The sequence below is a fragment of the Escherichia sp. WS1450 genome, assembly GCF_046487395.1.
Taxonomy (GTDB): domain Bacteria; phylum Pseudomonadota; class Gammaproteobacteria; order Enterobacterales; family Enterobacteriaceae; genus Escherichia; species Escherichia coli.
The window spans coordinates 207,681-228,753 of the sequence record NZ_JBJQJO010000002.1 but is presented as its reverse complement, the minus strand read 5'-3'; the positions used below and the strand labels follow the sequence as shown (position 1 = coordinate 228,753).

Sequence of the window (21,073 nt, the reverse complement as noted above, 5' to 3'; positions counted from 1 at the left end):
TTAAATTCTTCGAGACGCCTTCCCGAAATTTTGCAACGTCCTGCAACGGCGTAAATAGTCCGGAAGATGCGCCGAAGAAATAGAAACTGGCCCTCGTCTTTTTTTCTCCTCGCCCCATACTGCCGGCATGAAAACACAACGTGGTTATACGCTGATTGAAACGCTGGTCGCGATGCTGATTTTGGTCATGCTAAGCGCAAGTGGACTCTATGGCTGGCAATACTGGCAGCAGTCGCAACGGCTATGGCAAACCGCCAGCCAGGCGCGGGACTATTTGCTCTATTTACGTGAAGATGCCAACTGGCATAACCGCGACCACAGTATCAGCGTTATCAGGGAGGGGGCGTTATGGTGCCTTGTGAGTTCCGCTGCTGGGGCCAATACCTGTCATGGCAGTTCACCATTGGTCTTTGTGCCACGCTGGCCCGAAGTCGAAATGAGCGACCTGACACCTTCGCTTGCTTTCTTTGGCCTGCGCAATACCGCATGGGCCGGGCATATTCGCTTCAAAAACTCAACGGGCGAGTGGTGGCTGGTGGTTTCGCCGTGGGGAAGACTCCGGCTTTGTCAGCAAGGAGAAACAGAAGGATGCCTGTAAAAGAGCTAGGTTTTTCTCTGCTGGAAGTGTTGATTGCTATGGCGATCAGTAGCGTATTGTTGCTGGGGGCAGCACGCTTTCTGCCTGCGTTACAGCGTGACAGTTTAACGAGCACCCGTAAGCTGGCGCTGGAAGATGAAATCTGGCTGCGGGTATTTACCGTTGCGAAGCATCTCCAGAGGGCGGGTTATTGTCATGGCAGCTGTACCGGCGAAGGGCTGGAAATTGTCGGACAGGGTGACTGTGTCATTGTGCAGTGGGATGCGAACAGTAACGGTATCTGGGATCGCGAACCGGTAAAAGAGTCCGACCAGATTGGATTTCGTCTGAAGGAGCATGTGCTGGAAACGCTACGCGGTGCGACATCCTGTGAAGGTAAGGGCTGGGATAAAGTCACTAATCCGGATGCCATCATTATCGACACTTTTCAGGTTACCCGACAGGATGTCAGCGGTTTCTCGCCGGTGTTGACGGTTAATATGCACGCTGCCAGCAAGGCTGATCCGCAAACCGTGGTGGATGCCAGCTATAGCGTGACAGGATCCAACCTGTGAACCGCGAAAAGGGTGTTTCGTCACTGGCTCTGGTCCTGATGCTGCTGATTTTGGGTAGCTTGCTATTACAAGGAATGAGCCAACAGGATCGCAGTTTTGCCTCTCGCGTGAGCATGGAAAGTCAGTCATTGCGCCGCCAGGCCATCGTTCAGTCGGCGCTGGAGTGGGGAAAAATGCACTCCTGGCAGACGCAGCCCGCAGTTCAGTGCTTACTGTATGCTGCCACCGGTGCCCGGGTTTGTCTGCGTTTATTGGCAGATAATGAGGCCTTATTGATTGCCGGTTATGAAGGCGTTTCGTTGTGGCGAACAGGTGAAGTCATCGATGGAAACATTGTTTTTTCGCCACGCGGCTGGAGCGATTTTTGTCCGCTGAAAGAGAGGGCGTTATGTCAGCTTCCCTGAAGAATCAACAAGGCTTTAGCCTGCCGGAGGTAATGTTGGCGATGGTGTTGATGGTGATGATTGTCACTGCGTTATCGGGTTTCCAGCGAACATTAATGAACAGTCTTGCCAGCAGAAACCAGTACCAACAGCTCTGGCGGCATGGCTGGCAGCAAACGCAACTGCGTGCGATTTCGCCACCTGCCAACTGGCAGGTCAACCGAATGCAGACATCGCAGGCGGGATGTGTCAGCATCAGCGTTACGCTAGTTTCACCCGGGGGCAGAGAAGGCGAGATGACCCGCCTGCATTGCCCGAATCGTCAGTAGTCAGGAGCCGCTATGTTAAGGGTCTACCATTCCAATCGTCTGGACGTGCTGGAAGCGTTGATGGAGTTTATTGTCGAACGCGAACGGCTGGACGATCCTTTCGAACCAGAGATGATTCTGGTGCAAAGTACCGGTATGGCGCAGTGGCTGCAAATGACCCTGTCGCAAAAGTTTGGTATTGCGGCAAACATTGATTTTCCGCTGCCTGCGAGCTTTATCTGGGATATGTTCGTCCGGGTGTTACCGGAAATCCCCAAAGAGAGCGCCTTTAACAAACAGAGCATGAGCTGGAAACTGATGACTCTGTTGCCGCAATTGCTGGATCGCGAAGACTTTACCCTGTTGCGGCATTATCTGACTGACGATAGCGACAAGCGAAAACTGTTCCAGCTTTCCTCAAAAGCGGCGGACCTGTTTGACCAGTATCTGGTCTATCGCCCGGACTGGCTGGCACAGTGGGAAGCCGGGAATCTGGTAGAAGGACTTGGAGAGGCGCAGGCCTGGCAAGCGCCGTTGTGGAAGGCGTTGGTGGAATATACCGACGAACTCGGGCAACCGCGCTGGCACCGCGCCAATCTTTATCAGCGCTTTATCGAAACGCTGGAGTCCGCGACGACCTGCCCGCCGGGGTTACCTTCGCGCGTCTTTATATGCGGTATTTCCGCGTTACCGCCTGTTTATCTCCAGGCGCTACAGGCGCTGGGTAAACATATTGAAATCCATCTCCTGTTTACCAACCCCTGCCGTTATTACTGGGGCGACATTAAAGATCCTGCTTATCTGGCGAAACTGCTGACTCGCCAGCGCCGACACAGTTTTGAAGATCGCGAATTACCGCTATTTCGCGACAGCGAAAATGCCGGACAGCTCTTTAACAGCGATGGTGAACAGGATGTCGGCAACCCGCTGCTGGCCTCATGGGGCAAGCTTGGGCGCGACTACATTTATCTCCTTTCTGATCTGGAGGGCAGCCAGGAGCTGGACGCCTTTGTCGATGTCACGCCAGATAACCTGCTGCATAACATTCAGTCTGACATTCTGGAACTTGAAAACTGCGCTGTTGCGGGTGTGAATATCGAAGAGTTTTCCCGTAGCGATAACAAACGCCTGCTTGATCCACTGGATAACAGTATCACCTTCCACGTTTGCCATAGCCCGCAGCGCGAAGTTGAAGTTTTACACGATCGCCTGCTGGCGATGCTGGAGGAAGACCCGACACTCACTCCGCGCGACATCATCGTGATGGTGGCCGACATCGACAGCTACAGTCCGTTTATTCAGGCTGTGTTTGGTAGCGCACCTGCGGATCGTTACCTACCTTACGCCATTTCCGACCGTCGGGCGCGGCAGTCGCATCCTGTACTTGAAGCGTTTATCAGCCTGTTATCACTGCCTGACAGTCGCTTTGTGTCGGAGGACGTTCTGGCATTACTGGATGTGCCGGTGCTGGCGGCGCGGTTTGACATCACCGAAGAAGGGCTGCGTTATTTACGCCAGTGGGTCAACGAGTCTGGCATTCGTTGGGGGATAGATGACGACAACGTTCGCGAGCTGGAACTCCCCGCCACCGGACAACACACCTGGCGATTTGGCCTGACGCGTATGTTGCTGGGCTACGCGATGGAGAGCGCGCAGGGCGAGTGGCAATCGGTTCTACCTTATGATGAATCGAGCGGCTTAATTGCAGAACTAGTGGGGCATCTGGCTTCACTGCTAATGCAGCTAAACATCTGGCGTCGCGGGCTGGCGCAGGAGCGTCCGCTGGAAGAGTGGTTGCCGGTTTGTCGCGATATGCTCAACGCCTTCTTCCTGCCGGATGCGGAAACCGAAGCGGCGATGACGCTGATCGAACAACAATGGCAGGCGATTATCGCCGAAGGTTTAGGTGCGCAGTATGGCGACGCGGTGCCGCTGTCACTATTGCGTGATGAACTGGCACAGCGCCTGGATCAGGAACGTATCAGCCAGCGTTTTCTCGCCGGACCGGTTAACATTTGTACTCTGATGCCAATGCGTTCCATCCCATTCAAAGTGGTTTGCCTGCTGGGAATGAACGACGGCGTTTATCCACGCCAGCTTGCGCCATTGGGCTTTGACCTGATGAGCCAGAAACCGAAGCGTGGCGACCGTAGCCGTCGCGATGACGACCGCTATCTGTTCCTGGAAGCGTTAATTTCCGCGCAGCAAAAACTCTATATCAGCTATATCGGGCGTTCTATTCAGGATAACAGTGAACGTTTCCCGTCGGTACTGGTGCAGGAACTGATCGACTACATCGGGCAAAGCCATTATCTACCGGGCGATGAAGCGCTCAACTGTGATGAAAGCGAGGCAAGGGTAAAAGCGCATCTTACTTGCCTCCATACCCGGATGCCGTTTGATCCGCAAAACTACCAGCCAGGCGAACGACAAAGCTATGCTCGTGAATGGCTACCTGCGGCCAGCCAGGCTGGTAAAGCACATTCTGAATTTGTTCAGCCGCTGCCGTTTACCTTACCGGAAACCGTGCCGCTGGAAACGCTACAACGATTCTGGGCACATCCGGTACGGGCGTTCTTCCAGATGCGTTTGCAGGTGAACTTCCGTACTGAAGACAGCGAAATCCCCGACACCGAGCCATTTATTCTGGAAGGGCTTAGCCGTTATCAAATCAATCAGCAGTTATTGAATGCACTGGTTGAGCAGGATGATGCCGAACGCTTGTTCCGCCGCTTCCGGGCGGCAGGGGATTTACCGTATGGCGCTTTTGGTGAAATTTTCTGGGAAACACAGTGCCAGGAGATGCAGCAGCTTGCCGACAGAGTTATTGCCTGTCGCCAGCCGGGGCAGAGTATGGAAATTGATCTCGCCTGCAACGGTGTGCAGATAACTGGCTGGTTGCCGCAGGTGCAGCCGGATGGCCTGTTGCGCTGGCGTCCCTCTTTATTAAGTGTGGCGCAGGGAATGCAACTTTGGCTGGAACACCTTGTCTACTGTGCCAGCGGTGGTAATGGTGAAAGTCGCCTTTTTCTACGCAAAGACGGCGAGTGGCGTTTTCCGCCGCTTGCAGCCGAACAGGCTTTGCATTACCTCTCACAACTGATTGAGGGGTATCGTGAAGGAATGTCCGCGCCATTGCTGGTGTTACCTGAAAGTGGCGGCGCGTGGCTAAAAACCTGTTATGACGCGCAAAACGATGCCATGCTGGATGACGATTCCACGTTACAAAAAGCCCGTACGAAATTCCTTCAGGCTTACGAAGGCAACATGATGGTGCGTGGCGAAGGTGATGATATCTGGTATCAACGGCTCTGGCGGCAATTAACACCAGAGACAATGGAGGCCATCGTTGAACAGTCGCAACGTTTCCTGTTACCGCTGTTTCGCTTTAATCAGTCATGAGTGCTGTATAAAAATTGCGCAATATATCTGCTTGCTTTATGATGCGCACCAGTCACGGACTGATGGATATATAGACATAGGCTGACTCGTGCAGCACAAGATTAAATTCTGGCAGATGATTTGCGTTAACCTGTTGAATCTGGCCAGAAAATAAAGTTGATTATGAGGTCCGTGAATGCCCAGCAGCACCTGGTTCAAAGCATTATTGTTGTTTGTTGCCCTTTGGGCACCCTTAAGTCAGGCAGAAACGGGATGGCAGCCGATTCAGGAAACCATCCGTAAAAGTGATAAAGATAACCGCCAGTATCAGGCTATACGTCTGGATAACGGTATGGTGGTCTTGCTGGTTTCTGATCCGCAGGCGGTTAAATCGCTCTCGGCGCTGGTAGTGCCCGTTGGGTCGCTGGAAGATCCCGAGGCGTACCAGGGGCTGGCACATTACCTTGAACATATGAGTCTGATGGGGTCGAAAAAGTACCCGCAGGCTGACAGTCTGGCCGAATATCTCAAAATGCACGGCGGCAGTCACAATGCCAGCACGGCACCGTATCGCACGGCTTTCTATCTGGAAGTTGAGAACGACGCCTTGCCCGGTGCGGTAGACCGCCTGGCGGACGCTATTGCAGAACCCTTGCTCGACAAGAAATACGCCGAACGTGAACGTAATGCAGTGAATGCCGAATTAACCATGGCGCGTACGCGTGACGGGATGCGCATGGCACAGGTCAGCGCAGAAACCATTAACCCGGCACACCCCGGTTCAAAGTTTTCTGGTGGTAACCTCGAAACTTTAAGCGACAAACCCGGAAATCCGGTACAGCAGGCGCTGAAAGATTTCCACGAGAAGTACTATTCCGCCAATCTGATGAAGGCGGTTATTTACAGCAATAAACCGCTGCCGGAGTTGGCAAAAATGGCGGCGGACACCTTTGGTCGCGTGCCGAACAAAGAGAGCAAAAAACCGGAAATCACCGTGCCGGTAGTCACCGACGCGCAAAAGGGCATTATCATTCATTACGTCCCGGCGCTGCCGCGTAAAGTTCTGCGCGTTGAGTTTCGCATCGATAACAATTCAGCGAAGTTCCGTAGTAAAACGGATGAATTGATTACCTATCTGATCGGTAATCGCAGCCCAGGTACACTTTCTGACTGGCTGCAAAAGCAGGGATTAGTTGAGGGCATTAGCGCCAATTCCGATCCTATCGTCAACGGCAACAGCGGCGTATTAGCGATCTCTGCGTCTTTAACCGATAAAGGTCTGGCGAATCGCGATCAGGTTGTGGCGGCCATTTTTAGCTACCTCAATCTGTTACGCGAAAAAGGGATTGATAAACAATACTTCGATGAACTGGCGAATGTGCTGGATATCGACTTCCGTTATCCGTCAATCACCCGTGATATGGATTACGTCGAATGGCTGGCAGATACCATGATTCGCGTTCCTGTTGAGCATACGCTGGATGCAGTCAATATTGCCGATCGGTACGACGCTAAAGCAGTAAAAGAACGCCTGGCGATGATGACGCCGCAGAATGCGCGTATCTGGTATATCAGCCCGAAAGAGCCGCACAACAAAACGGCTTACTTTGTCGATGCGCCGTATCAGGTCGATAAAATTAGCGCACAAACTTTCGCTGACTGGCAGAAAAAAGCAGCCGACATTGCGCTCTCTTTGCCAGAGCTTAACCCCTATATTCCTGACGATTTCTCGCTGATTAAGTCAGAGAAGAAATATGACCATCCAGAGCTGATTGTTGATGAGTCGAATCTGCGTGTGGTGTATGCGCCAAGCCGTTATTTTTCCAGCGAACCCAAAGCTGATGTCAGCCTGATTTTGCGTAACCCGAAAGCCATGGACAGCGCCCGCAATCAGGTGATGTTTGCGCTCAATGATTATCTTGCCGGACTGGCGCTTGATCAGTTAAGCAACCAGGCGTCGGTTGGTGGCATAAGTTTTTCCACCAACGCTAACAACGGCCTTATGGTTAATGCCAATGGTTACACCCAGCGCCTGCCGCAGCTGTTCCAGGCTCTGCTGGAGGGCTACTTTAGCTATACCGCTACGGAAGATCAGCTTGAGCAGGCGAAGTCCTGGTATAACCAGATGATGGATTCTGCAGAAAAGGGCAAAGCGTTCGAGCAGGCGATTATGCCCGCGCAGATGCTCTCGCAAGTGCCGTACTTCTCGCGAGATGAACGGCGCAAAATTTTGCCTTCAATCACTTTGAAAGAGGTGCTGGCCTATCGCGACGCCTTAAAATCAGGGGCTCGACCAGAGTTTATGGTTATTGGCAACATGACCGAAGCCCAGGCAACAACGCTGGCACGCGATGTGCAAAAACAGTTGGGCGCTGATGGTTCGGAGTGGTGTCGTAACAAAGATGTCGTGGTCGATAAAAAACAATCCGTCATCTTTGAAAAAGCCGGTAACAGCACCGACTCCGCACTGGCAGCGGTATTTGTACCGACTGGCTACGATGAATACACCAGCTCAGCCTATAGCTCTCTGTTGGGGCAGATCGTACAGCCGTGGTTCTACAATCAGTTGCGTACCGAAGAACAGTTGGGCTATGCCGTGTTTGCGTTTCCAATGAGCGTGGGGCGTCAGTGGGGCATGGGCTTCCTGTTGCAAAGCAATGATAAACAGCCTTCATTCTTGTGGGAGCGTTACAAGGCGTTTTTCCCAACCGCAGAGGCAAAATTGCGGACGATGAAGCCAGAAGAGTTTGCGCAAATCCAGCAGGCGGTAATTACCCAGATGCTGCAGGCACCGCAAACGCTCGGCGAAGAAGCATCGAAGTTAAGTAAAGATTTCGATCGCGGCAATATGCGCTTCGATTCGCGTGATAAAATCGTGGCCCAGATAAAACTGCTGACGCCGCAAAAACTGGCCGATTTCTTCCATCAGGCGGTGGTCGAGCCGCAAGGCATGGCTATTCTGTCGCAGATTTCCGGTAGCCAGAACGGGAAAGCCGAATATGTGCATCCTGAAGGCTGGAAAGTGTGGGAGAACGTCAGCGCGTTGCAGCAAACAATGCCCCTGATGAGTGAAAAGAATGAGTGATGTCGCCGAGACACTAGATCCTTTGCGCTTGCCCTTACAGGGCGAGCGCCTGATTGAAGCCTCTGCCGGCACAGGCAAAACCTTTACGATTGCGGCGCTCTATTTGCGCCTGTTACTTGGACTAGGCGGTTCTGCCGCCTTTCCCCGCCCGCTGACCGTTGAAGAACTGCTGGTGGTCACCTTTACCGAGGCTGCCACGGCAGAATTGCGCGGTCGTATCCGTAGCAATATCCACGAGTTGCGCATCGCCTGTTTGCGTGAAACCACCGACAATCCACTGTACGAACGCCTGCTGGAAGAGATCGACGATAAAGCGCAAGCCGCGCAGTGGTTGTTGTTAGCCGAACGGCAGATGGATGAAGCGGCAGTCTTTACTATTCACGGTTTTTGCCAGCGCATGCTCAACCTGAATGCCTTTGAATCCGGCATGCTGTTTGAGCAGCAGCTGATTGAAGATGAGTCTCTGCTACGCTACCAGGCCTGCGCCGATTTCTGGCGTCGCCACTGCTACCCGCTGCCGCGTGAAATTGCCCAGGTCGTCTTTGAAACCTGGAAAGGACCGCAGGCGTTGCTGCGCGATATTAATCGTTATCTGCAAGGCGAAGCGCCGGTTATCAAAGCGCCGCCGCCCGATGATGAAACGCTGGCTTCCCGCCACGCGCAAATTGTGGCGCGTATTGATACGGTAAAACAGCAGTGGCGCGACGCGGTGGGTGAACTGGATGCGCTGATCGAATCTTCTGGTATTGATCGACGCAAGTTTAACCGTAGCAATCAGGCTAAATGGATCGACAAGATCAGCGCCTGGGCAGAAGAAGAGACCAACAGTTATCAGTTACCGGAGTCGCTGGAAAAATTCTCTCAGCGTTTCTTAGAAGATCGCACGAAAGCCGGGGGGGAAACCCCGCGACATCCACTGTTTGAGGCGATCGATCAACTGCTTGCAGAACCATTGTCGATCCGCGATCTGGTGATCACCCGCGCATTGGCTGAGATCCGCGAAACAGTAGCGCGTGAAAAACGCCGCCGTGGCGAATTGGGTTTTGATGACATGTTAAGTCGGCTCGATTCCGCGCTGCGTAGCGAAAGCGGAGAGGTGTTGGCAGCGGCGATCCGTACGCGATTCCCGGTGGCAATGATCGATGAATTTCAGGATACCGACCCCCAGCAGTACCGAATTTTTCGCCGTATCTGGCACCATCAGCCGGAAACCGCATTGTTGCTGATTGGCGACCCGAAACAGGCCATATATGCATTCCGGGGTGCGGATATCTTCACTTATATGAAGGCGCGTAGCGAAGTTCACGCCCACTACACTTTAGATACCAACTGGCGCTCCGCACCAGGAATGGTGAACAGCGTGAATAAGCTTTTCAGTCAGACTGATGACGCGTTCATGTTTCGCGAAATTCCTTTTATTCCAGTGAAATCAGCCGGGAAAAATCAGGCGTTACGTTTTGTGTTTAAAGGTGAAACGCAGCCTGCGATGAAAATGTGGCTGATGGAAGGCGAAAGCTGCGGCGTTGGCGACTATCAAAGTACCATGGCGCAGGTATGTGCTGCGCAAATCCGCGACTGGCTACAAGCCGGACAGCGGGGCGAAGCGTTGCTGATGAACGGCGACGACGCGCGTCCGGTGCGTGCTTCGGACATCAGTGTGCTGGTGCGCAGCCGCCAGGAGGCCGCTCAGGTGCGCGATGCCTTAACGCTGCTGGAAATCCCTTCCGTTTACCTTTCGAACCGCGACAGTGTTTTTGAAACTCTGGAAGCGCAGGAGATGCTTTGGCTGTTGCAGGCGGTGATGACTCCCGAACGTGAGAACACCCTGCGCAGTGCGCTGGCAACGTCAATGATGGGGCTGAATGCGCTGGATATTGAAACGCTGAATAATGACGAACATGCGTGGGATGCGGTAGTCGAAGAGTTCGATGGTTATCGGCAAATCTGGCGCAAACGTGGCGTTATGCCGATGCTGCGGGCGCTGATGTCGGCGCGTAACATTGCTGAAAACTTGCTGGCAACGGCAGGCGGTGAGCGGCGTCTTACCGATATCTTGCATATCAGCGAACTGCTACAAGAAGCCGGAACGCAGCTGGAAAGTGAACATGCGCTGGTACGCTGGTTATCGCAACATATCCTCGAGCCAGACAGTAATGCCTCCAGCCAACAAATGCGCCTCGAAAGTGATAAACATCTGGTGCAGATTGTCACGATCCATAAATCAAAAGGGCTGGAATATCCGCTGGTCTGGTTGCCATTTATTACCAATTTCCGCGTCCAGGATCAGGCGTTCTATCACGATCGCCACTCGTTTGAGGCTGTTCTGGATCTTAACGCTGCGCCAGAAAGTGTCGATCTCGCGGAGGCCGAACGTCTGGCGGAAGATCTGCGTTTGCTTTACGTGGCGCTGACGCGTTCGGTTTGGCATTGCAGTCTCGGCGTTGCACCGCTGGTGCGCCGTCGTGGCGATAAAAAAGGTGACACCGACGTCCACCAAAGTGCGCTCGGGCGTTTGCTGCAAAAAGGGGAACCGCAAGATGCGGCAGGACTTCGCACCTGTATTGAAGCGTTATGCGATGATGATATTGCCTGGCAAACGGCACAAACGGGTGATAACCAGCCCTGGCAGGTTAATGATGCTATAACTGCAGAACTGAATGCGAGGACACTACAACGATTGCCCGGCGATAACTGGCGTGTCACCAGCTACTCCGGTTTGCAGCAGCGTGGTCACGGTATCGCTCAGGATCTGATGCCACGGCTGGATGTTGATGCCGCAGGCGTGGTCAGCGTCGTTGAAGAACCGACGTTAACACCGCATCAGTTCCCGCGCGGTGCGTCACCGGGGACATTCTTGCACAGTTTGTTTGAAGACCTCGATTTTACCCAGCCGGTTGACCCGAACTGGGTACAGGAAAAACTGGAACTCGGCGGCTTTGAATCGCAGTGGGAACCGGTGTTGACCGAGTGGATCACGGCTGTCCTCCAGGCACCTCTCAATGAAACGGGTGTTAGCCTGAGTCAGCTTTCCGACCGCGATAAACAGGTGGAGATGGAGTTTTACCTGCCGATTAGTGAACCGCTCATCGCCAGCCAGCTTGATGCACTAATTCGCCAGTTTGATCCGCTATCCGCTGGCTGCCCGCCGCTGGAGTTCATGCAGGTACGCGGCATGTTAAAAGGCTTTATCGACCTGGTATTCCGCCACGAAGGGCGTTATTACCTGCTCGACTATAAATCCAACTGGCTGGGTGAAGACAGTTCGGCTTACACCCAACAGGCTATGGCAGCGGCGATGCAGGCACACCGCTATGATCTGCAATATCAGCTTTATACCCTGGCGCTGCACCGTTATCTGCGCCATCGCATTGCTGATTACGACTATGATCGTCACTTTGGCGGCGTTATCTATCTGTTCCTGCGTGGCGTTGATAAAGAACATCCGCAACAAGGGATTTACACAACCCGACCCAACGCCGGGTTGATTGACCTGATGGATGAGATGTTTGCCGGTATGACCCTGGAGGAGGCGTAATGAAATTGCAAAAGCAATTACTGGAAGCTGTGGAGCACAAACAGCTACGCCCGCTGGATGTGCAATTTGCCCTGACCGTGGCGGGAGATGAACATCCTGCCGTCACCCTCGCGGCAGCCCTGTTAAGCCACGACGCCGGAGAAGGGCATGTCTGTTTACCGCTCTCACGACTGGAAAATAACGAGGCGTCGCATCCGCTGTTGGCGACCTGTGTCAGTGAAATCGGTGAGTTACAAAATTGGGAAGAATGCTTGCTGGCTTCACAAGCGGTCAGCCGGGGAGATGAACCAACGCCGATGATCCTCTGTGGTGATCGTCTTTATTTGAATCGCATGTGGTGTAACGAGCGCACAGTGGCACGCTTTTTCAACGAAGTGAATCATGCCATTGAGGTTGATGAAGCTCTACTGGCGCAAACCCTGGACAAACTTTTTCCAGTAAGCGATGAAATTAACTGGCAAAAAGTTGCGGCGGCAGTGGCGCTGACGCGGCGGATCTCGGTGATTTCCGGCGGCCCTGGCACCGGTAAAACGACCACCGTAGCGAAGTTGCTGGCTGCGTTAATTCAAATGGCCGACGGCGAACGCTGCCGTATCCGTTTGGCTGCACCAACGGGTAAAGCTGCCGCGCGCTTAACCGAATCTCTCGGCAAGGCTTTGCGCCAGTTACCGCTGACCGATGAACAAAAGAAACGCATTCCGGAAGATGCCAGTACTTTGCACCGATTGCTGGGTGCACAGCCGGGTAGCCAGCGTTTACGTCATCATGCCGGTAACCCGCTGCATCTTGATGTGCTGGTGGTAGATGAAGCGTCAATGATCGATCTGCCGATGATGTCGAGACTGATCGACGCCTTGCCCGATCATGCGCGAGTGATCTTTCTCGGCGATCGTGATCAACTGGCCTCGGTTGAGGCTGGGGCTGTGCTGGGCGATATTTGTGCTTATGCCAATGCCGGCTTTACCGCCGAGCGTGCCGGGCAGCTAAGCCGCCTGACGGGAACTCACGTTCCGGCAGGAACTGGCACAGAAGCGGCATCTTTGCGCGACAGTCTCTGCCTGCTGCAAAAAAGCTATCGTTTCGGCAGCGATTCTGGCATTGGTCAGTTAGCTGCGGCGATCAACCGTGGTGATAAAACGGCAGTGAAAACCGTTTTTCAGCAGGATTTTTCTGATATCGAAAAACGGCTTTTACAGAGCGGCGAAGATTATATTGCGATGCTTGAGGAAGCTCTTGCGGGTTACGGACGTTATCTGGATCTGCTGCAAGCGCGTGCCGAGCCGGATTTAATCATTCAGGCGTTCAATGAGTACCAGCTTTTGTGCGCCCTGCGGGAAGGGCCGTTTGGCGTGGCTGGACTGAATGAGCGAATTGAGCAGTTTATGCAACAGAAGCGCAAAATTCATCGTAATCCGCACTCTCGTTGGTACGAAGGCCGACCGGTGATGATTGCCCGTAATGACAGCGCGCTTGGGTTGTTTAATGGCGATATCGGTATCGCTCTGGATCGCGGACAGGGGACGCGCGTTTGGTTTGCGATGCCGGACGGCAATATTAAGTCTGTGCAACCGAGTCGCCTGCCAGAGCACGAAACTACGTGGGCGATGACGGTACATAAATCGCAGGGATCGGAGTTCGACCATGCGGCGTTGATTTTACCGAGCCAACGCACGCCGGTAGTAACACGAGAGCTGGTTTACACCGCGGTGACCCGCGCGCGTCGCCGTCTGTCGCTGTATGCCGATGAGCGCATATTAAGTGCGGCAATCGCCACTCGTACTGAGCGGCGCAGTGGTCTGGCGGCGTTGTTTAGTTCACGGGAATAAACGTAATTGCCGGATGCGACGCACGAGTGTTACGCATGTCGCATCCGACGATTTTCATCGCTTACCCCAAATCCGCCATCAACACTTTGGATTTACGCTGGTAGTTGTACAACTGCTTTTTGCTCTCGGGCAGTAAATCAATATCCACTGGGGTAAATCCACGTTCCTGGAACCAGTGAATACTGCGCGTGGTCAGCACAAATAATTTGCTTAAGCCGCTCTGCTTCGCCTGAGCGGCAATGCGTTCCAGCAGAACCTCGCCCCGTGATGAACTGCGGTAATCCGGGTGAACTGCCACACAGGCCATTTCCCCAATCTTCTCTTCCGGGAAAGGATAGAGCGCGGCGCAGGCAATAGTCGTGTTATCGCGCTGAATAATGGTGAATTTGTCGATTTCCATCTCCAGCTGCTCGCGAGAACGGCGTACCAGAATACCTTGCTGCTCCAGCGGGCGAATCAACTCCAGAATACCGCCAATATCATTGATTGTTGCGCGACGAATCTGCTCGGCGCTTTCCATCACAATCTGCGTACCGATACCGTCGCGTGAGAACAACTCTTGCAATAGCGCGCCATCTTCCTGATAACTGATTAAATGACAGCGACGCACGCCGCTGCGGCAGGCTTTCACTGCGCCACGCAAAAAGCGCACCGTACCGGAGTTGTAATCGCCTTTCTCTTCCTGGGCTTCTACCCGCGCTTGCGCTTCGTTAGGGAAAAGTTCGGAGACAATATCACCGTCGTCATTAGTGACGCCCTGGGAAGAGCAAAAACCAATCATCTTTTCAGCTTTCAGTTTGATGGCCAGTTGAGTGGCAATCTCTTCCGAGGTCAGATTAAAGCTCTCGCCAGTGACTGAAACAGCGACCGGCCCCATTAGCACTATTGCACCGCTGTCCAGTTGACGATGGATCGCGTCTTCATCAATCCGCCGGATACGCCCGCTATGGCAGTAATCCACGCCGTCATCGACGCCCAGCGGCTGGGCGATAATAAAATTGCCACTGACGACGTTGATATGCGCGCCCTGTAGCGGCGTGTTATTGAGACTCATCGACAGGCGAGCAGTAATATCCAGTTGCAATGTTCCCGCAGCCTGCTTCACCAGTTCCAGTGTTTTGGCGTCGGTCACACGTATATTCTTGTGATACAGCGGTTCGTGGTGATGCGCAGCCAGATTTGCGTCGATCTGCGGACGTGCGCCATAGACCACCACCAGACGGATGCCGAGGCTGTGCAGCAACCCGATATCATTAACGATACTGGAGAAATTCTCATGCTCAATGGCTTCACCGCCGAGCATGATGACAAACGTTTTTCCCCGGTGGGTATTGATATAGGGAACCGAATGGCGGAATCCCTCGACCAACTCGGTTTTACGTTCCTTTACCACGGCACACCTCTTTGCATGATTATTCGAAATTATTGTATTTTTATTCTGTTTTTTCGCAGGGTGCAAGTGTAAATTTTATGCGAGAGCGACTTTTTTATCAGTAATGCCGTGAATATAAAAAGAATGTTTACCGTTTATTAGATGACAGATTATGCGTCTTTCGCTAAAGTTTCCGGTCAAATTAGTCGTTTACTTGTTACACAGCTTAGATTTCTTTTGCTCGGGAGAGGCATGTCAGGATCCAACACTGCAATCAGCCGTCGTCGTTTACTGCAAGGCGCGGGTGCCATGTGGCTATTGAGCGTAAGTCAGGTCAGTCTGGCTGCGGTCAGCCAGGTCGTGGCGGTGCGCGTCTGGCCTGCGTCCAGCTACACCCGCGTGACGGTAGAATCAAATCGTCAGCTGAAATATAAGCAGTTCGCGTTGAGTAACCCGGAACGCGTGGTGGTGGATATCGAAGATGTAAACCTGAACTCGGTACTCAAGGGGATGGCGGCACAAATTCGTGCAGACGACCCGTTCATCAAGTCGGCGCGCGTCGGGCAATTTGACCCGCAAACCGTACGCATGGTTTTTGAATTAAAGCAAAACGTAAAACCGCAGCTGTTTGCCCTTGCGCCGGTCGCCGGGTTTAAAGAGCGTCTGGTGATGGACCTCTATCCGGCTAATGCACAGGATATGCAGGACCCGCTGCTGGCGCTGCTGGAGGATTACAACAAAGGCGACCTCGAAAAGCAGGTGCCGCCAGCACAAAGTGGTCCACAACCGGGTAAAGCAGGGCGCGATCGTCCGATTGTTATTATGCTTGACCCTGGCCACGGCGGCGAAGACTCCGGTGCGGTGGGGAAATACAAAACGCGCGAAAAAGACGTGGTATTGCAAATAGCTCGCCGTTTGCGCTCTCTGATCGAGAAAGAGGGCAATATGAAGGTGTACATGACGCGCAATGAAGACATCTTCATTCCGTTGCAAGTGCGCGTAGCAAAAGCCCAGAAACAGCGTGCCGACCTGTTTGTCTCTATCCATGCCGACGCCTTTACCAGTCGCCAGCCGAGCGGTTCCTCAGTGTTTGCGCTCTCAACCAAAGGCGCAACCAGTACTGCGGCAAAATATCTGGCACAGACCCAGAACGCCTCGGACTTGATTGGTGGCGTGAGCAAAAGCGGTGACCGCTATGTCGACCACACCATGTTCGATATGGTGCAGTCGCTGACCATTGCCGACAGCCTTAAGTTTGGTAAAGCGGTGCTGAATAAGCTCGGTAAAATCAACAAGCTGCATAAAAATCAGGTTGAACAGGCCGGGTTTGCCGTGCTGAAAGCGCCTGATATTCCCTCCATTCTGGTCGAAACGGCGTTTATCAGTAACGTTGAGGAAGAACGTAAACTGAAAACGGCGACTTTCCAGCAGGAAGTTGCGGAGTCTATTCTTGCGGGGATTAAAGCGTATTTTGCCGATGGGGCGACGCTGGCGAGAAGGGGATGATAAAAAGGCGCTGAATGGCGCTTTTTTTATGGGAGAGTAGAAACAAAAAAACACCCGTTAGGGTGTTCAATAATTGGTTGCGGGGGCCGGATTTGAACCGACGACCTTCGGGTTATGAGCCCGACGAGCTACCAGGCTGCTCCACCCCGCGTCACCGTACTGCTTTTACTTCATCAAATTTTGATTGGTTGCGGGGGCCGGATTTGAACCGACGACCTTCGGGTTATGAGCCCGACGAGCTACCAGGCTGCTCCACCCCGCGTCACCGTACTGCTTTACTTCATCAAATTTTAATTGGTTGCGGGGGCCGGATTTGAACCGACGACCTTCGGGTTATGAGCCCGACGAGCTACCAGGCTGCTCCACCCCGCGTCCGTGGATGCGCACTATACTCCGCTCGCGTTTTCATGCAACCTTTTTTTTACCCCGATCACGGTTCTGGCATGATTTTGAACAAAAACAAATCACTAAAGCCTATTTTTTGTGCAAAATTTGCGTCACGGAGAGGCTGCTCATTTCATTAAACGCGGCGGTTTGTTATCTTCGTTGCGCCTTATTTTTTAACCTGAAGAAGAGAACAATGAAAGGACGTTGGGTAAAGTACCTTCTTATGGGCACGGTTGTGGCAATGCTTGCCGCCTGCTCTTCCAAACCAACCGATCGCGGACAGCAATATAAAGACGGGAAATTTACCCAGCCTTTCTCTCTGGTGAACCAGCCAGATGCCGTTGGCGCGCCGATTAACGCCGGTGATTTTGCCGAGCAAATTAACCATATCCGTAATTCGTCACCGCGTCTGTATGGCAACCAGAGTAATGTTTATAACGCGGTGCAAGAGTGGCTGCGCGCAGGCGGTGATACCCGCAATATGCGCCAGTTCGGCATTGATGCCTGGCAGATGGAAGGTGCCGACAACTATGGTAACGTGCAGTTTACAGGCTATTACACGCCGGTAATTCAGGCACGCCATACCCGCCAGGGCGAGTTCCAGTATCCGATTTACCGTATGCCACCAAAACGTGGTCGTTTGCCGTCTCGTGCGGAGATCTACGCGGGAGCATTGAGCGATAAATACATTCTCGCTTACAGTAACTCCTTGATGGATAACTTCATTATGGATGTGCAGGGTAGTGGGTATATCGACTTTGGTGATGGCAGTCCGCTTAACTTTTTCAGCTATGCAGGGAAAAACGGTCATGCCTATCGCAGCATTGGTAAGGTGCTGATCGACCGTGGCGAAGTGAAAAAAGAAGATATGTCGATGCAGGCGATTCGTCACTGGGGCGAAACACACAGTGAAGCCGAGGTTCGCGAGCTGCTGGAACAGAACCCGTCTTTCGTTTTCTTTAAACCGCAATCTTTTGCACCGGTGAAAGGAGCAAGTGCAGTACCGCTGGTTGGCCGTGCTTCTGTTGCCTCCGATCGTTCAATTATTCCGCCAGGTACTACCTTACTGGCAGAAGTGCCGCTGCTGGATAATAACGGCAAATTTAACGGTCAGTATGAACTGCGTCTGATGGTGGCGCTGGATGTCGGTGGCGCAATCAAAGGCCAACACTTCGATATCTATCAAGGGATCGGTCCGGAAGCCGGGCACCGCGCAGGTTGGTACAACCACTATGGACGTGTCTGGGTGCTGAAAACGGCTCCGGGCGCAGGTAACGTCTTTAGCGGCTGATGTGATATTCTGTATGCCGTTTTTACGGATATGACAGGGTGAGGGGTAACCTCACATCCTGATTATTGACTAAGTGCGCGTTGTTCATGCCGGATGCGGCGTGAACGCCTTATCCGGCCTACAAATCATGCAAATCCAAAATATTGCAGGAGTTATGTAGGCCTGATAAGCGTAGCGCATCAGGCATTTATGCGTTTAGGGTGAGGGATAACCTCGCCCTTTTTAATTCTGAGGTGCTATGTCTGTGGTAATTAGTGATGCATGGCGTCAGCGTTTTGGCGGCACTGCGCGTCTGTATGGTGAAAAAGCGCTGCAACTGTTTGCCGATGCACATATTTGTGTGGTGGGTATTGGCGGTGTCGGTTCCTGGGCGGCGGAAGCGCTGGCGCGCACAGGGATTGGCGCAATCACGCTTATCGATATGGATGATGTGTGCGTCACCAATACCAATCGGCAAATTCATGCCCTGCGCGATAACGTTGGGCTGGCAAAAGCGGAAGTTATGGCGGAGCGTATTCGCCAGATTAACCCGGAGTGCCGTGTAACGGTGGTGGATGATTTCGTGACGCCGGATAACGTAGCGCAGTATATGAGCGTGGGTTATTCGTACGTGATTGATGCCATTGATAGTGTACGGCCCAAAGCGGCGCTGATTGCTTATTGTCGGCGCAATAAAATCCCGCTGGTCACGACTGGTGGCGCGGGTGGGCAGATTGACCCGACGCAGATTCAGGTTACCGATCTGGCGAAAACGATTCAGGACCCGCTGGCGGCGAAGTTGCGCGAGCGCCTGAAAAGCGATTTTGGCGTAGTGAAAAACAGCAAAGGTAAGCTCGGCGTGGATTGCGTGTTCTCTACCGAAGCGCTGGTGTACCCGCAGTCAGATGGCACGGTCTGTGCAATGAAAGCTACGGCGGAAGGGCCAAAGCGGATGGATTGTGCATCTGGATTTGGCGCGGCGACGATGGTGACCGCCACCTTTGGTTTTGTTGCGGTTTCTCATGCGCTGAAGAAGATGATGGCGAAAGCGGCCCGTCAGGGGTAAACAATCAGGTCGGATGCGACGCGAACGTCTTATCCGACCTGGTTCTGTGCTTAAACCTGCTTCGCCACAGCGATAATCGCCTCGCTTAACGCATTCAACCCCTGGCTGCGTGAGGCGCTAAGCTGCGCACGCAATCCCAGCTCATCAAACAATGCCAGCGGCGACTGTGCCTGCAATTCGGCGGCGGTTTTCCCCTCAACGGCAGTCAACAACACCGCCAGCAGGCCGCGCACAATGCGCCCTTCGCTGTCGCCAAAGAAATGCATCTTGCCGTTTTCAGCCATGGTATATCCCAGCCAGACGCGGTTTTCGCATCCGGCAATCTCTTTAGCCTGCGCTTTTAACTCGTCTGGCAAAGCCGGAAGCTGTTTCCCCAGCATGATCAACTGGCGATATTTATCTTCCCATTGCGTCAACGGTGCGAAGGTATTGCGTAACGTTTCTGCGGTTACGGTTGTGCCGAACGGATGTCCGGCGAATTGCGGGTTCGTCATTAATCCACCAATAATTCCAGCGCGCGGTCAACGGCATTCACCAGCGCATCCACATCACTCTTTGTATTATATGGCGCAAAAGAGGCGCGCAGTGTGCCGGTTACGCCTAATTCTGCCAGTAGCGGCTGAGCGCAATGCTGCCCGGCCCGCAGGGCAATACCGTACTCCGCCAGCAGCGTCACCATATCGCTGTGATGAACGCCAGCAAAATCAAAGGCCAGCAGGCTGGAATCCTGGCAGCGAAATGAGCGGAAGCCAGGACGTTTTGCCAGCGCATCTTCCGCCAGCGTTGCTAAGCTACGGCTCCAGCTTTCGGCCTGGTTGCTATCGTAATCTGCCAGCCATTCCAGCGCCGCGCTTAATCCTATGACACCAGCGACATTTGGCGTTCCGGCTTCCAGTTTCCACGGCGCAGATTGAGTCGTGAAGCCGTCAAAACTCACTTCGTGAATCATTTTGCCGCCACCCAGCCAGGGTGACATCGCTTCCAGCAGTTCTGATTTGCCATACAGCACGCCGATACCCGTCGGGCCATACAGTTTGTGACCAGAGAAAGCATAGAAATCAATATCCAGTTGCTGAACATCTGCGGGGACATGCACCGCCCCCTGAGCACCATCAACCATCACCACCATCCCGGCTGAATGAGCAAAGGTAATCGCTCGCGCCAGATCCGGGCAACCGCCAGTGACGTTCGACATTTGTCCCAGAGCAAGAATTCGACTACGAGGTGTGATCAGTTCTGGCAACAAATCGACATCCGGCAGTCGCTGCGCATTAAGCGGCAATTTCACCACTTTGGCTCCAGTTTGTTGGGCGACCATCAGCCAGGGGACGAGGTTGGCGTGGTGTTCTGCCACGCTGACAATAATCTCATCGCCCGGTTGCAGACGTGGACGCGCATAGCATTGTGCCACCATGTTGATGGATTCAGTGGTGCCGCGCGTCCAGACGATAGTTTTGTCATCTGGTGCATTCAGTAATTGCGCCACTTTCTCTCGTGCAGCTTCATAACGCACGGTCAGGCGTTGGGCTTCGGCAAACTGGCTGCGATGGACGTTTCCGGCGCTCAGGCTGTAAAACTGTCGGGTGGCTTCAACCACGGCTTCAGGTTTAAGCGCGGTCGCGGCGCTGTCGAGATAGACGCCCGCATCCTGAAGTGCGGGAAACTGGGCGCGAAACTGCGCGGGATTAAAAACGTTCATGGTACTCCTCGGCTTGATGAACCGATCGTGACGCAAAATTCACTTTGATACAAGGAGAGTGCTAACCATCAGAATTATCTGGATATCCTGGCGAAGCCGCGTA

14 protein-coding genes and 3 tRNA genes are annotated in these 21,073 nt (G+C 53.3%); 11 read left to right on the top strand and 6 right to left on the bottom strand.

Annotation, left to right across the window (positions count from 1 at the left end):
* Positions 1-127: 127 nt before the first annotated feature.
* The 8 genes from ACJHYR_RS03345 (at position 128) to recD (ending at position 13,670) form a co-directional block, all read left to right on the top strand.
* Positions 128-598, top strand: a complete 471-nt coding sequence (locus ACJHYR_RS03345; protein ID WP_000857045.1) for a prepilin peptidase-dependent protein — start codon at positions 128-130, stop codon at positions 596-598.
* Complete coding sequence (locus ACJHYR_RS03340) at positions 589-1,152, top strand: prepilin peptidase-dependent protein (RefSeq protein WP_001144285.1); 564 nt, start codon at positions 589-591, stop codon at positions 1,150-1,152. Before ACJHYR_RS03345 ends, ACJHYR_RS03340 begins: the two co-directional genes overlap by 10 nt.
* On the top strand, positions 1,149-1,556 hold the full coding sequence (locus ACJHYR_RS03335; RefSeq protein ID WP_001078373.1) for a DUF2509 family protein: 408 nt from the start codon (positions 1,149-1,151) through the stop codon (positions 1,554-1,556). The genes ACJHYR_RS03340 and ACJHYR_RS03335 overlap by 4 nt, the downstream gene beginning before the upstream one ends.
* Positions 1,541-1,864 carry a prepilin-type N-terminal cleavage/methylation domain-containing protein gene (locus ACJHYR_RS03330; RefSeq protein ID WP_001276460.1) on the top strand — a complete coding sequence of 108 codons (324 nt, stop codon included), beginning with the start codon at positions 1,541-1,543 and terminating at the stop codon, positions 1,862-1,864. The genes ACJHYR_RS03335 and ACJHYR_RS03330 overlap by 16 nt, the downstream gene beginning before the upstream one ends.
* Before the next feature lie 12 nt (positions 1,865-1,876).
* On the top strand, positions 1,877-5,245 hold the full coding sequence (recC, locus tag ACJHYR_RS03325; protein WP_000946850.1) for an exodeoxyribonuclease V subunit gamma: 3,369 nt from the start codon (positions 1,877-1,879) through the stop codon (positions 5,243-5,245).
* A 175-nt stretch (positions 5,246-5,420) separates the two neighbouring features.
* Positions 5,421-8,309 carry a pitrilysin gene (ptrA, locus tag ACJHYR_RS03320; RefSeq protein WP_001587374.1) on the top strand — a complete coding sequence of 963 codons (2,889 nt, stop codon included), beginning with the start codon at positions 5,421-5,423 and terminating at the stop codon, positions 8,307-8,309.
* Positions 8,302-11,844, top strand: a complete 3,543-nt coding sequence (recB, locus tag ACJHYR_RS03315) for an exodeoxyribonuclease V subunit beta (RefSeq protein WP_001322794.1) — start codon at positions 8,302-8,304, stop codon at positions 11,842-11,844. Before ptrA ends, recB begins: the two co-directional genes overlap by 8 nt.
* Positions 11,844-13,670 carry an exodeoxyribonuclease V subunit alpha gene (gene recD / locus ACJHYR_RS03310; RefSeq protein WP_000775943.1) on the top strand — a complete coding sequence of 609 codons (1,827 nt, stop codon included), beginning with the start codon at positions 11,844-11,846 and terminating at the stop codon, positions 13,668-13,670. The genes recB and recD overlap by 1 nt, the downstream gene beginning before the upstream one ends.
* 61 nt (positions 13,671-13,731) lie before the next feature.
* Here the strand turns inward: recD and argA are convergent, their stop codons facing one another.
* Positions 13,732-15,063 carry an amino-acid N-acetyltransferase gene (gene argA, locus ACJHYR_RS03305; protein WP_000237947.1) on the bottom strand — a complete coding sequence of 444 codons (1,332 nt, stop codon included), beginning with the start codon at positions 15,061-15,063 and terminating at the stop codon, positions 13,732-13,734.
* A gap of 231 nt (positions 15,064-15,294) precedes the next feature.
* Here argA and amiC point away from each other — a divergent pair, with 231 nt between their 5' ends.
* A complete protein-coding gene (gene amiC / locus ACJHYR_RS03300; RefSeq protein ID WP_000016907.1) occupies positions 15,295-16,548 on the top strand; it encodes an N-acetylmuramoyl-L-alanine amidase AmiC in 1,254 nt (417 codons plus the stop codon).
* Positions 16,549-16,622: 74 nt separating this feature from the next.
* On the opposite strand, the gene ACJHYR_RS03295 is transcribed toward amiC, so the two are convergent.
* The 3 genes from ACJHYR_RS03295 to ACJHYR_RS03285 form a co-directional block, all read right to left on the bottom strand.
* Positions 16,623-16,699 (bottom strand) — tRNA-Met (locus ACJHYR_RS03295).
* Between the two features lie 34 nt (positions 16,700-16,733).
* Positions 16,734-16,810: transfer RNA gene (locus ACJHYR_RS03290), tRNA-Met, on the bottom strand.
* A gap of 33 nt (positions 16,811-16,843) precedes the next feature.
* Positions 16,844-16,920, bottom strand: a tRNA-Met gene (locus ACJHYR_RS03285).
* Positions 16,921-17,128: 208 nt separating this feature from the next.
* Between ACJHYR_RS03285 and mltA the strand changes: the two genes are divergently transcribed.
* Complete coding sequence (mltA, locus tag ACJHYR_RS03280; RefSeq protein WP_000678646.1) at positions 17,129-18,226, top strand: murein transglycosylase A; 1,098 nt, start codon at positions 17,129-17,131, stop codon at positions 18,224-18,226.
* 238 nt (positions 18,227-18,464) lie between these two features.
* Positions 18,465-19,271, top strand: a complete 807-nt coding sequence (gene tcdA, locus ACJHYR_RS03275; RefSeq protein ID WP_000117728.1) for a tRNA cyclic N6-threonylcarbamoyladenosine(37) synthase TcdA — start codon at positions 18,465-18,467, stop codon at positions 19,269-19,271.
* A 50-nt stretch (positions 19,272-19,321) separates the two neighbouring features.
* Here tcdA and csdE read toward each other — a convergent pair whose 3' ends face one another.
* Together csdE and csdA are read right to left on the bottom strand one after the other, a co-directional pair.
* Positions 19,322-19,765, bottom strand: coding sequence for a cysteine desulfurase sulfur acceptor subunit CsdE (gene csdE, locus ACJHYR_RS03270; protein ID WP_000184256.1), 444 nt, complete (start codon positions 19,763-19,765; stop codon positions 19,322-19,324).
* Positions 19,765-20,970: a cysteine desulfurase CsdA gene (gene csdA / locus ACJHYR_RS03265; protein ID WP_001305797.1), complete on the bottom strand. Its 1,206-nt coding sequence runs from the start codon at positions 20,968-20,970 to the stop codon at positions 19,765-19,767. The genes csdE and csdA overlap by 1 nt, the downstream gene beginning before the upstream one ends.
* Between the last annotated feature and the right edge of the window lie 103 nt (positions 20,971-21,073).

Excerpts from the sequence above, each read along its gene's own strand:
- ACJHYR_RS03345 (WP_000857045.1), top strand. The coding sequence starts at position 128 with ATGAAAACACAACGTGGTTATACGCTGATTGAAACGCTGGTCGCGATG.
- ACJHYR_RS03340 (WP_001144285.1), top strand. The coding sequence starts at position 589 with ATGCCTGTAAAAGAGCTAGGTTTTTCTCTGCTGGAAGTGTTGATTGCT.
- ACJHYR_RS03330 (WP_001276460.1), top strand. The coding sequence starts at position 1,541 with ATGTCAGCTTCCCTGAAGAATCAACAAGGCTTTAGCCTGCCGGAGGTA.
- recC (WP_000946850.1), top strand. The coding sequence starts at position 1,877 with ATGTTAAGGGTCTACCATTCCAATCGTCTGGACGTGCTGGAAGCGTTG.
- ptrA (WP_001587374.1), top strand. The coding sequence starts at position 5,421 with ATGCCCAGCAGCACCTGGTTCAAAGCATTATTGTTGTTTGTTGCCCTT.
- recB (WP_001322794.1), top strand. The coding sequence starts at position 8,302 with ATGAGTGATGTCGCCGAGACACTAGATCCTTTGCGCTTGCCCTTACAG.
- recD (WP_000775943.1), top strand. The coding sequence starts at position 11,844 with ATGAAATTGCAAAAGCAATTACTGGAAGCTGTGGAGCACAAACAGCTA.
- amiC (WP_000016907.1), top strand. The coding sequence starts at position 15,295 with ATGTCAGGATCCAACACTGCAATCAGCCGTCGTCGTTTACTGCAAGGC.
- mltA (WP_000678646.1), top strand. The coding sequence starts at position 17,129 with ATGAAAGGACGTTGGGTAAAGTACCTTCTTATGGGCACGGTTGTGGCA.
- tcdA (WP_000117728.1), top strand. The coding sequence starts at position 18,465 with ATGTCTGTGGTAATTAGTGATGCATGGCGTCAGCGTTTTGGCGGCACT.
- csdE (WP_000184256.1), bottom strand. The coding sequence starts at position 19,765 with ATGACGAACCCGCAATTCGCCGGACATCCGTTCGGCACAACCGTAACC.
- csdA (WP_001305797.1), bottom strand. The coding sequence starts at position 20,970 with ATGAACGTTTTTAATCCCGCGCAGTTTCGCGCCCAGTTTCCCGCACTT.